Here is a 10,929-nt window from a genome sequence, read left to right as displayed (position 1 = left end):
GCGCTTCAGCCCTTGAGCGCGCCGGACATGAAGCCCCTGATGTAGTGCCGTTGCAGGAGCAGGAACAGCAGCAGGCAGGGCACGGCGAGGACCACCACGCCCGCCTCGGTCGCGCCGTAGTCGACGGCTCCCATGCTCTGCTGCCGCAGGTTGGCGACGGCCAGGGGCAGGGGCGCCTTGTCGCTGTCGGAGATGAGGATCAGCGGTGCGATGAAGTCGTTCCAGGCCGCGAGGAACGCGAAGAGCCCCACGGTGATCAGCCCCGGCCGCACCGCCGGGAGCAGGATCCGCCGCAGCGCGCCCGCCGTGCCGCAGCCGTCGACGAGTGCCGACTCCTCCAGTTCGCGCGGCACGGCCTCGAAGGAGATCCGCATCATGAAGGTGGCGAACGGCAGTTGGAACATGGCGAGGACCAGGCTCAGCCCGATCAGCGAGTTCTCCAGGTGGAGCCTGCCCAGCAGGACGTACAGGGGGATGAGCAGCGTGGCGTACGGGACCATGAGGATGGCCAGGGTGAGCAGGAACAGCAGGTTCTTGCCGGGGAAGTCGAAGCGGGCGAAGGCGTAGCCGCCCAGCAGGGACACACCGAGGGTCAGCGCGACGGTCAGGGCCGACACGATGGTGCTGTTGAGGAGGTACCGCCACAGGCCCGCGTCGTAGTCGAGCAGGGTCCGGTAGTTGCCGAGGCCGTAGCCGGACTGCTGGGCAGTGCCGGGCTGGCCGCTGACCGACGCCCAGGCGTTCCACAGCAGGGGGAAGAGGAAGATGACGGCGAGGCTCGCGGCGACGACGTAGTAGGGCGTGCGGCCGAGGGCGCGGGTGAGCACCGTGGTGTCCCTTCTGCGTGCGGCGGGGTTCATGAGTCGTCGGCGTTGCGCAGACCGCGGAACTGCAAGGCGTTCAGCAGGAGCAGCACGGCCAGGACGACGATCGACAGGGCGGCCGCGGTGCCGAGGTTCAGCCGCTGGAAGGCCTCCCGGTAGATCAACTGGACGACGGTGACGGTGCTGTTGTCCGGCCCGCCCTTGGTGAGGATGAAGAACTGGTCGAAGGCGAGCAGGGAGCCGGTCACGCACAGCAGCAGGCACAGGGCGAGGGAGGGCCGCAGCAGCGGCAGGGTGATGGAGCGGAAGATCTGGCCGCGGCCGGCGCCGTCCATCCGGGCCGCCTCGTACACCTCGTGCGGGATGCGCTGGAGGCCGACGAGCAGGATCAGCATGTAGAAGCCGGCGAACTTCCAGACGATGAGGAAGACCGTCGACAGCAGGGCCGAGTTCGGGGTGCCGAGGAAGGACACCGGGTCGTCGACCAGGCCGAGCCTCTCCAGCAGGCGGCTGAGGGGGCCGGTGGTGGGGCTGTAAAGGCCCCAGAACAGCAGGGAGGCGGAGGCCAGCCCGAGGGCGCTGGGCAGGAAGTAGACCGTACGGAAGAAGCCGGCTCCGGGGCGGGATTCCTGCACGAGCAGGGCGAGGCCCAGCGCCAGGGCGAGGAGTACGGCCGTGACGATGACGGTGTAGAGGAGGGTGAAGCGGATCGCGGGCCAGAACAGCGTGCTGCCGGTGATGTCGCTGTAGTTCTCGGGGGCGTTGACGCCGCGGTCTCCCGCCAGCAGCGGCCAGTCGCTGAGCGACATCTGCCCCACCAGCAGCAGCGGCAGCAGGAAGAAGACGGTGACGAAGACGGCCGTGGGGGCCGCGTAGGCCAGGCCCTTGGCCCTGCGGGACCGCCACCAGGGCGGGGCGGCGGCCGGGGACGGGCGTCGGGGTGGCACTCGGGGCTCGGCGGCCGTTCGGTCGGGCGCCTTGACCTGCATGGCTCTCCTCTGCCTGACGACGTGGGAGGGGCGGGGCCTGTCGCTCAGTCGGCGAGGGAGGCGGTGACCGCCTCGTTGTCCTTCCCGACGGACGTTCCGTCGCCGAAGACCGCGCCCCGCATCAGGGTCAGCCAGGGCCCGTTGGGGTCGTTGAAGGTCTGGCCGAACTTCAGGGCGTACGGGGTGCGGCCGTGGGCGACGAGTTCGTTGATGGTGACCAGACGCGGGTCGGACTTCGAGTGCTTGTTGGACGCGAGGTCGGTGCGGGCCACCACGTCCTTGTGCGCGGCGACCACGTCGACCTGGGCCTTGTCGCCCAGGGACCAGGCGAGGAAGTTCCAGGCCTGGTCGGCCGATTCGCTGGTGGCGGAGATGCCGATGGCGTCGCCGCCGACGAAGGTGGACTTGCCGCCGTCGGGTCCGGGGATGGGCGCGACACCGAGGTCCAGGCCCTTCGGCATGAGCCCGAGCGTGGTGGACGGCATGGGCATCACGCCGACCTTGCCCTTGGGGAAGACGCCGGTCCAAGTCGTGCCGGTCTCATCACGAGCGCCGGGGGCGACGATGTCGTCGCGTACCCAGCCGCGGTAGGTGTCGTAGACCTTCTTGGCGGCGCCGGAGGCGAGATTCGCCTCGGTGCCCTGCTCGTTCAGGACGTCCTCGCCGGCGGCCCAGACGGACGGCCACCAGGTGAAGACGCCGCAGCCGCCGCAGTTGCCGCCGAAGAAGGTGCCGTCGACGCCGCCGCCCAGCGCGTCCACGGCGCGGGCCTGCCGGTCCCACTCACGCAGGGTGGTGGGCGGCTTCTCGGGGTCGAGCTTGGCCTTGCGGTAGAGGTCCTTGTTGTAGAAGAGCACCGACAGGTCGAGGGTGTGCGGGACGACGTACTTCTTGTCCTCGTACGTGCCGGCCTTGATGTGCGACTGGGCGAGGTGCGCGGCGAAAGGCAGGGCGTCGACGCGCTCGGTGAGGTCGGCGAAGAGGCCGCTGGAGGTGTAGTTGGGCACGAAGACGACGTCGGAGGCGAACAGGTCGGGCAGGTCCTTGGATCCGGCTGCCGCGCCGACCTTGGCCTGGTAGTCGTCGGTGGGGACGACGGTCAGCTCGATCTTGTTCTTGTGGCTCGCGTTGTACGCCTCGACCAGGGCCTCGCTCTGGGGCCGGGTCGCCGCACGCGTCCACATCGTCAGCTTCGTGCCGTCGTCGACACCCGTGGCGTCCGCCGCTCCCCCTCCTCCCCCGCCGCCCGAGCCGCCGTCCCCCGACCCGCAGGCCGTCACCAGGCTCGCGGCGGCGAGCAGTGCGGTGACGCCGGTGACAAGGCGGCGCAGATGTCCACGTGGTCCGGCCGTGCTCCCCATGGTCGATCCCCCTCGTGTCGCGGCGGACCGTGCGCGGGCCTGCCGGTCGGGACGATGGCTGTGGTGGCACTGAACTTGGCGACGGAAAGAAACAGAAAAGGCTTTCTGAGACGCTAGGACTCGACTCACCACCCGTCAATCCCCTTGTAGCGAAAGGCGCTTGGCCAATCACCGAAACCGCTGAGAGGCTCTCCACCGAAACGCTTCGCGTAGTGTGTGACGGGAGACGAGACAGGAGAACTCTCATGGCAGAGGCCACCCGCCCCGCTCGTTCGCAGCCCGCCACGCTCAGCGATGTCGCCCGGCTGGCAGGCGTGTCGATCGCCACGGCGTCCAAGGCTCTCAACGGCCGCAGCCAGGTACGGGCGGAGACCAGAGAGCGGGTCATCGAGGCGGCCGAGCGGCTGGCGTTCCGGCCCAACCAGGTGGCCCGGGGCCTGCTGGCCGGGCGTACGGGCACGGTGGGGCTGCTCACCAGCGACCTGGAGGGCCGGTTCGGCATCCCGATACTGATGGGTGCCGAGGACGCCTTCGGAGCGGGTGAGGTCGCGGTGTTCCTGTGCGACGCCCGGGGGGACGCGATCCGCGAGCAGCACCATGTCCGCGCGTTGCTGGGCCGCCGGGTCGACGGCCTCATCGTGGTCGGCAGCCGGACCGATCCGCGTCCGTCCCTGGGGCGCGAGCTGCCCGTCCCCGTCGTCTACGCGTACGCCCCGTCTCAGGATCCGGAGGACCTGTCCATCGTCCCGGACAGCGTCGGCGCGGGCCGTATCGCGGTGGAGCATCTGCTGGCCTGCGGCCGCACCCGCATCGCGCACATCACCGGTGACCCCGGCTACGGCGCGGCGCGGGACCGGGCCGAGGGCGCCCGGGCCGCGCTCGCCGACGCCGGCCTGGCGCTGGTCGGCGAGCCGCGGTTCGGGGCGTGGTCGGAGGGCTGGGGCAGGGCGGCCACGGCGATGCTGCTCGACCGGCACCCGGACGTGGACGCGGTGCTGTGCGGCAGCGACCAGATCGCCCGGGGTGCCATGGACGTCCTGCGCGAGCGCGGCCACCGGGTGCCCGAGGACGTGGCGGTGATGGGCTTCGACAACTGGCGGGTCCTGACGTCGGCGTCCCGGCCGCCGCTGACCAGCGTCGACATGAACCTCGAACAGGTCGGCCGCGCGGCGGCGCACGCCCTGTTCACGGCGATCGCCGGCACGCGGCGGTCGGGAATCGAGACCCTGCCCTGCCGAGTGGTGATCAGGGGGTCGACGGCGCCGCTGTCGTGAGCCGGTCGTCGCCGGTCACGGCGCGAGACGCTCGAGCGCGGCCAGCACCGGTGCCACGCCGTCCTCCTGGGCCAGTCGGCCTGCCAGGGCCTGGGCGCGGTGGCGGTATGCGGGGTCGTTCGTGGCGCGGCGCAGGGCGGGGGCGAGGGTCCCGGCGGTGAGACGGCGCAGCGGGACGGCGCGGGGCGCGGTGCCCAGTGCGACGAGACGGGACCCCCAGAAGCCGCCGTCGAACTGCACGGGCACCGGCACGGTGGGGACTCCCGCGCGCAGTACGGCGGCGGTGGTGCCGGCCCCGGCGTGGTGGACCACGGCGGCCGTCCGGGGAAACAGCGACGCGTGCGGCACGTCGCCGACCGTGATCACATCGTCGGCGTCGGCGGCGAGGCCGGCCCACCCCTGCTGGATGACGCCGCGCAGCCCCGCCGCGCGCAGGGCGCGCACGATCTCGCCGCTGAGGTGTTCCGGGTCCGGCACGGTGGCGCTGCCCAGTCCGACGAAGACCGGGGCGGGCCCGGCGGCGAGGAACTCCTCCAGCTCCCCGGGCAGCGGACGGGTGTCGTACGGCCACCAGTACCCGGCGATCTCCAGCCCGGGCCGCCAGTCCCGGGGGCGGGGCACCACCAGCTCGCTGAAGCCGTGCAGCACGGGCCACCGCGCCCGCTCGTGGGCCCGGCGGAGCGCGGACGCGCCGGGCAGAGTCATCCCGTGCCGGGTGCGCAGCCGGCGCAGGGCCTGTGTGAAGACCCGGTCGACTGCGGCGGTGACGGCCACTCCACCCATGCGGTTGCCTACGGTGCCGAGCGAGCGTCCGCCGAGCATGGGCGCCCCGAACTCGCGTGTCGGATGCTGGGGTTGGAGGAACAGCCCCAGGCTGGGCAGGGCCAGGCCCGCGGCGATGGCGCGGCCCAGCGGGGCCACGGCACCGGCGGCCAGGACGGCGTCCGCGCCGCGGGCCGCCTGTACCAGGGCGTCGGTCATCTCCTCGGCCGCGAACCGTGCCATCGACACCGCGCGCAGCAGTTTGCCGAGTCCCGTGGTGCTGGCGTGCAGGTTGCGGCCGCTGTCGGAGCGCGACACGGCGTACGGGTCGACCGGGGTCGGACGGAACAGCACCCCGGAACCGGCGGTCAGCGGCTCGAACAGGCCGTGTGTGACGAGCGTGACCTCGTGCCCGCTCCGCGCCAGCCCCGCGCCCAGTCCGGTGTAGGGCGCGACGTCGCCGCGCGACCCCGCCGTCATGATCACCACGCGCATGGGTTCCAGTGTGGACCGGCCGGGCGGACGACACGCGGTGTACGGCGGCCGGTGTCCGGGAATCGCCGGTGCGGGTGATGCCTGGGACGTGGGCGAAGGGGCTTGTGTGCCGGAGGAGTCAGTCGGTGTCCAGTGCTTCGAGCAGGCCGGCGGCGGCGTGGCGCAGCCGATGGGAGGCGTCGTTGGTGAGGGCGGTCAGCCGGCTGTGGGCTTTCCCGCTTCCGGGTGGCAGCGTTCCGGTCGCCGCGACCCAGCGTCCGAGACCGAGCACGGCCTCGTAGCGGACCGGCTCGTGCGGGTCGTCCAGGCCGCGCAGGAAGCGCCGTACGTCGTCGTGGGTGTGCTCGTCGGTCTCGTCGTCCCCGTCGAGCAGCGACAGGGCGGCGGCCCGGACCTCTCCGGAGGCGGCACCGTCCGCGAGGCGGCGTAGGGCGGGCAGGGCCTGGGTGAGGCCGTCGAGGGCGTTGCGTGCGCGCCAGGTGTGCGGTCCGCCGGCGGCGAGGCGGGCGACCAGGGCCCGGGCGACGGGGCGGCGTTCCCAGGGGCGCAGCCCGTTCTCCGCGAGTTCTCCGAGACCGTCGATCGCGCCGGCGCGCACCTCGTCGTCGGGGTCGTCCAGCAGGGGCAGCAGCAGCCAGACGGCGTCCCATCCTCCGCCGGCTCCGACGGCCGTGGCCGCGGCGGCCCGGGGGCGGGGGTGGACCGTGCGGTCGGCCATGACCGTGCGCAGGTGTGCGGCGGCCGTCGACGGGTCCGCTTCCGCCAAGGCGCGTGCGGCCGATGCTCCGGCCTCGGGGTCGCGCAGCCATCGCACCGCCGGTCCGGTCACCCGCGCGTCGCCCAGGCCTCCGAGGCGGCGCAGCAGGTATGCGGCCACCCCGGGATCCCGCTCGGTCCGCAGTGCCGCGGCCAGCGCGTCCCGCGTCTCCGGCCGTGCCACGTCGAACAACCTCCGGGCCACGGCTTCCCGGACCTCGGCGGAGGGATCGCCCAGTCCCGTGAGCAGCGAGTCCAGGAGCTGCTCGGCGCAGCGGTCCGGCAGCAGGTCCAGGGCACGCACGCGGGCGGCGCCCGGGCCCTGGCGGGCTGTACGGATCACCTCCGCCCGTACAGCCGCGTCGTCCCTGAAACGGTGCACCAGACTCCGGGCCCGCCCCGACACGGTGAAGTCCGGGTCACCGAGCAGCCCGACCAGGGCCGTGGCGTCCCCGGGCACGCCCAGGGCCCCCAAGCCGTCCAGGGCGTTGATCCGCAGGTGGTGGTCCGGGTCGGACAGCAGCCGTGCGAAGGCCTGTGTGACCGCGGGTCCTTGGAGTCCCAGTCGGATGGCGGCGACCGAGGCCCTGCGCCGTACCCGAGGGTCCGGGTCCTCCATCAGCGGGACGAGTGCCTCGCCGCCCTCCTCGGGGTTCCCGAGCCGGCCGAGGGCCAGGGCGGCGGCCGCGCGCACGGTGGGCGCGGGGTCGCCGGCCGCCTCGGTGAGGACGCGGACGTACCTGGCCCCGCCCGTCCTCCCGAGCCCCTTCACCGCCGCCGCACGCCGCTCAGGGTCCGGCGCCTGCGACTCGCGCAGGAGGAAAGCGATCTGATGGTCCGCCCCCATGGCCACCTCCGGGAAGGAAGACCTCCGAGCCGGGACAAGGTTGCGGTGGGGGGACGAACGATCGATGCATGCCCACGGCGTGGTGATGGAACTCCCTCGCTCGGTGATCAGTGCGTCACATCCGGTTCGCGGAACATCGGGTGGGTAGGTGCTCCCCCGCTGATTGACCGGAGGTGGAGATGGACATCGGTATAGGCCTTCCCAACACGGTTCCCGGGACCGAGGGTTCGGTTCTCGTGGAGTGGGCCCGGCGGGCCGAGGAGGCGGGGTTCAGTACGCTCGGGACGATCGGGCGGCTGGTCTACCCGGGGTACGAGGAGCTGGTCGCGCTGAGTGCGGCCGCCGCGGTCACCAGCCGGATCCGGCTGACGACGAGTGTGCTGCTGGGGCCGCTGTACACGAACAGCGCGCTGCTGGCGAAGCAGGCCGCCTCTGTCGACCGGCTCTCCGGGGGGCGGTTCGTGCTCGGAGTGGGCCTGGGCGGGCGTGACGACGACTTCGCCGCGAGTGGTCTGCCCACCGAGGGGAGGGGGCGCCGGCTGGAGGAACAGCTGACGGAGATGAAACGCGTCTGGTCGGGCGAGGAGCGGGGGTTCGCCGGTGCGATCGGGCCGGCACCCGTGCGCGAGGGTGGTCCCGAACTCGTCCTGGGCGGGTCGACGCCGGCCAGTTTCCGGCGGGTGGCCCGGCTGGCCGACGGCTGGATCATGGGCGGTGGTACGCCGGAGATGTTCGCGGAGGCGTCGGCCGGCGTCGATGCCGCGTGGAAGGAGGCGGGGCGTACCGGTGCGCCGCGCAAGCTGGCGCTGGTGTACTTCGCGCTCGGCCCGGACGCCCGGGCGCACGCGGACGGCTATCTCCAGGACTACTACGGCTTCCTCGGCGACGCCGCCGCGCAGATCGCTGCGAGTGCCGCGGTGAGCGCGGAGATGGTGACGTCGTACGCCGACTCGTTCGCCGCGGCCGGCTGTGACGAGCTCATCTTCGTGCCCGCGGCGTCGGGGCTGGAACAGGTGGGGCTGCTCGCCGAGGCCACCGCCTGAACGGTCGGCGCTCCGCGACTCAGTGCTCGGCGGTGCCCGGTTCGGGGAGCGTGATTCCGGCCTGCTCGGCGCGGAGTTCGGAACGGACGAGTTCCAGGAGGCGGCCCGTCCAGTTCCGGCCGCGGCCGCCGTTGTCACCCCAGAAGCCGGAGTCGGAGTCGTCGTAGACGAGTGTCGCGTCGTGCGTGTCCAGGAGGATCCGGGCGAGGGCCGGGTGCCGCGTGTACTTGGCCCTCAGCAGGGCGGTCATGACGGCGGTCCGGGCCTGTTCCCACCCGTCGCGACGGGGAGCGGCCGCTGCGACGTTCCCGGCGGCGTAGGCCGTCTTCGCGTCCCTGATGGCGGCCCGGGCGTCGGGGTCCGTGGTGGACAGGGCCCAGTACGCGTGTCCGACGGAGGGGTAGGTGACACCGTCGGCCGGGACGGGGGCGGGGAAGTCGTTGCGGAGGGCTTTCGTGCCCGGGTCGTCCGAGGGCTCGCGGGAATAGCTCTGGTACAGGTGGATCGCGGGGGCCATCGGGGTCGCGGGCCCGTCTGCCGGGACTCGGGCGGGCCGTTCCGCGATCCACTTCGCCCGCTCCTCGAAGTAGGCGATCGCGTAGTCGTAATCCTCCCGCGTGACCGTTTCGCCGGCCGGCGTGCCGTCCAGGTGCTCGCCGGGTCCCGCCACCAGGACCCGGAGCGGCCGGTCCTTGCGGTCCATGTCGCCGAGCGCGTAGCGGCGTTGGGTCTCGGGGATGGCCAGGTAGGCGGCCCGGGCCGCGGCCCGGTTCTCCTCGGTCCGGTCGGCGAGAAACACGTCGACGGCGGCCAGGCAGCGGCCCGTGGAGTCCGGGCGTCCGTTGAGCTGGTCGATGGTGTCGCGGACCTCGGCCAGCAGCAGCTCGGGCGTGAGCCAGGTGCGCGGCTCGCTGAACCGCCACGCGGCCAGCTCATGGGCGGACGCCCTCGCCCCGTCGGGGAGTTCGGTGGCGACCCACCCGCGGCGCAGCTTCTCCGCGAGCTCCTCCAGGGTGACCAGGCCCCAGCAGTCGATCAGCCCGTCCGCGTAGATGAACAGGTCGGTCAGGAAGTAGTCGCCGTTGCGGATGAAGGCGTGTCGCCAGGTCCCGGGGACGCGGACGCCGTCCGCCGTGCGGTAGGTGATGCGGTTGCCGGTCATCCCGGCATTCTGTCGGAACCGCTGGTCGGCGCAACGTGTTTGCGGCCTGCCGACGACGCCCGGACCCCTTGGCGGCGACGCCGGGGGGCCTTCGCGGCGACACCGGGGGTCCCTCGGCGCGACGCCGGGGGTTGTTCCCGGCGACAGCAGGAACCGGGTCCTCCCCCGCCGTCCGGAGGAGGACCCGGCTCCCGGTCGGCCGGTGGCTCAGGACGACTGGGCGCTCTGGTACAGGTTCTGTGCGTCCGCGCCGAAGTACGGGCCGTACATGGCGTTGGGCAGGAAGTTGTACTTGAAGCTGTTCACCGAGGACTGCAGCCCGGTCCCGGTGGCCTCGTTGAACTGGGTGAACCACGGGCCGCCGCTGGAACCGCCGGTCATGTTGCAGGTCAGACCGTGGTCGCTGGAGAGCAGGAAGTCGCGGTAGGTGGTGCCGCTGCAGTAGATGAACTTCTCGCCGTCGTAGGGAGCGGCGGCGGGGAAGCCGAAGGCGTACATGGCCTTGCTGTAGCCGGTGTTGAAGGCCAGGCCCTGGCCGCCGACGACGTCGGTCAGCTTCTTGCCGTCCAGCGGGGCCACCACGGCGGCACCGACGTCGTAGTTGATGTCCTCACTGGCCGTCCACTGCGGCGTGGAGAGGATCTTGGACGCGGTCCAGGTGCCGTACGGGCGCTGCCCGTCGTGGTAGCCGGGCACGAACACCCAGTTGGTGTGCCAGGCGCCCTCCATCTTCACGCAGTGACCCGCGGTGATCACGGTGCTCTTGTTGGCGCTGGTGACGGCGTTGCCGGAGCAGGAGGCGGTGCGCCCCTGGAAGGTGAAGAACACCCGCCCGGCGGTCTTGGTCACCGCTCCGCCCCCGGTCCAGGGGCCGCCGCCGTTGGGGATCGCCAGGGGGCCGGTCTCGGAGGCGGGCGTGCTGGGTGCCACGACGGTCGCCTTGCCCTTGCGGATGTCCGAGGCCCGCACGTCGGAGCGGTCGACGGACAGGACGTCGAGCGGGGTGGCCGCGCGCATCCGCTGGGGGGTCCAGAAGTCGAGGGCGCGTTCCTGCGCCGAGGGCGCCACCGTTCCCGGGTCGGGCGCGGCGCTCGCCGGTGTGGCGGTGACACCGGTCGCCAGCAGTGCGGCGACGCCGGCGAGTGCGCCGAGGACGGTGCGACGAACGCGGGTGCCGCTGCCGGAGGAGCGAAGGCTACGAGGTGTGCCTGTCACGCGGTCTCCTTCTGCTGTGGGGGCCGGGTGGTGGGGCATCCACCCGGTCAGGCAGTGGTGTCGCTGCGAACCAGAGGGCAGCGTGCCACCAGGAGAGCGATATGGACAGGTGCATGTCACCGAGATGACCGAAACACCACACATTCCCCGCGTCGGGGACACGGACGCTTCAGGAACACGGGCCGGCGGAGAAGGGCCGGA

General features: G+C 72.4%; 9 protein-coding genes. 2 read left to right on the top strand and 7 right to left on the bottom strand.

The features are described 5' to 3' along the window. Positions 1 to 5: 5 nt before the first annotated feature. Genes QC385_RS19740 through QC385_RS19730 form a run of 3 tightly spaced genes read right to left on the bottom strand, consistent with a single transcriptional unit; the run spans position 6 to position 3,174 of the window. Positions 6 to 827 (bottom strand): carbohydrate ABC transporter permease, encoded by an 822-nt coding sequence (locus tag QC385_RS19740; protein WP_336621315.1) that lies wholly within the window; start codon positions 825 to 827, stop codon positions 6 to 8. A 29-nt stretch (positions 828 to 856) separates the two neighbouring features. Beyond that, positions 857 to 1,813, bottom strand: coding sequence for a carbohydrate ABC transporter permease (locus QC385_RS19735; RefSeq protein ID WP_279542637.1), 957 nt, complete (start codon positions 1,811 to 1,813; stop codon positions 857 to 859). 44 nt (positions 1,814 to 1,857) lie between these two features. Then, entirely contained in the window at positions 1,858 to 3,174 is a 1,317-nt protein-coding gene (locus QC385_RS19730; RefSeq protein WP_279542636.1) for an ABC transporter substrate-binding protein, read from the bottom strand. Between the two features lie 245 nt (positions 3,175 to 3,419). Here QC385_RS19730 and QC385_RS19725 point away from each other — a divergent pair, with 245 nt between their 5' ends. Beyond that, positions 3,420 to 4,448: a LacI family DNA-binding transcriptional regulator gene (locus tag QC385_RS19725; RefSeq protein WP_279542635.1), complete on the top strand. Its 1,029-nt coding sequence runs from the start codon at positions 3,420 to 3,422 to the stop codon at positions 4,446 to 4,448. A 15-nt stretch (positions 4,449 to 4,463) separates the two neighbouring features. On the opposite strand, the gene QC385_RS19720 is transcribed toward QC385_RS19725, so the two are convergent. Then, positions 4,464 to 5,705: a glycosyltransferase gene (locus tag QC385_RS19720; protein WP_279542634.1), complete on the bottom strand. Its 1,242-nt coding sequence runs from the start codon at positions 5,703 to 5,705 to the stop codon at positions 4,464 to 4,466. A gap of 118 nt (positions 5,706 to 5,823) precedes the next feature. Further along, positions 5,824 to 7,308: a HEAT repeat domain-containing protein gene (locus QC385_RS19715; RefSeq protein ID WP_279542633.1), complete on the bottom strand. Its 1,485-nt coding sequence runs from the start codon at positions 7,306 to 7,308 to the stop codon at positions 5,824 to 5,826. Between the two features lie 179 nt (positions 7,309 to 7,487). On the opposite strand from QC385_RS19715, the gene QC385_RS19710 reads away from it, so the two are divergent. Continuing rightward, positions 7,488 to 8,351 (top strand): LLM class flavin-dependent oxidoreductase, encoded by an 864-nt coding sequence (locus QC385_RS19710; RefSeq protein ID WP_279542632.1) that lies wholly within the window; start codon positions 7,488 to 7,490, stop codon positions 8,349 to 8,351. Positions 8,352 to 8,370: 19 nt separating this feature from the next. Here the strand turns inward: QC385_RS19710 and QC385_RS19705 are convergent, their stop codons facing one another. Together QC385_RS19705 and QC385_RS19700 are read right to left on the bottom strand one after the other, a co-directional pair. Then, a complete protein-coding gene (locus QC385_RS19705; RefSeq protein WP_279542631.1) occupies positions 8,371 to 9,513 on the bottom strand; it encodes an NADAR family protein in 1,143 nt (380 codons plus the stop codon). A 207-nt stretch (positions 9,514 to 9,720) separates the two neighbouring features. Then, positions 9,721 to 10,728 carry a trypsin-like serine peptidase gene (locus QC385_RS19700; protein WP_279542630.1) on the bottom strand — a complete coding sequence of 336 codons (1,008 nt, stop codon included), beginning with the start codon at positions 10,726 to 10,728 and terminating at the stop codon, positions 9,721 to 9,723. Positions 10,729 to 10,929 lie beyond the last annotated feature (201 nt).

This window comes from Streptomyces sp. DH10, assembly GCF_029813805.1.
Lineage (GTDB): Bacteria > Actinomycetota > Actinomycetes > Streptomycetales > Streptomycetaceae > Streptomyces > Streptomyces coeruleofuscus.
This window is presented reverse-complemented; position numbering and strand designations above follow the sequence as displayed.

Bases quoted from the DNA above. Each gene is read 5' to 3' on its own strand.
- QC385_RS19735 (WP_279542637.1), bottom strand. From the start codon at position 1,813: ATGCAGGTCAAGGCGCCCGACCGAACGGCCGCCGAGCCCCGAGTGCCA.
- QC385_RS19730 (WP_279542636.1), bottom strand. From the start codon at position 3,174: ATGGGGAGCACGGCCGGACCACGTGGACATCTGCGCCGCCTTGTCACC.
- QC385_RS19725 (WP_279542635.1), top strand. From the start codon at position 3,420: ATGGCAGAGGCCACCCGCCCCGCTCGTTCGCAGCCCGCCACGCTCAGC.
- QC385_RS19720 (WP_279542634.1), bottom strand. From the start codon at position 5,705: ATGCGCGTGGTGATCATGACGGCGGGGTCGCGCGGCGACGTCGCGCCC.
- QC385_RS19715 (WP_279542633.1), bottom strand. From the start codon at position 7,308: ATGGGGGCGGACCATCAGATCGCTTTCCTCCTGCGCGAGTCGCAGGCG.
- QC385_RS19710 (WP_279542632.1), top strand. From the start codon at position 7,488: ATGGACATCGGTATAGGCCTTCCCAACACGGTTCCCGGGACCGAGGGT.
- QC385_RS19705 (WP_279542631.1), bottom strand. From the start codon at position 9,513: ATGACCGGCAACCGCATCACCTACCGCACGGCGGACGGCGTCCGCGTC.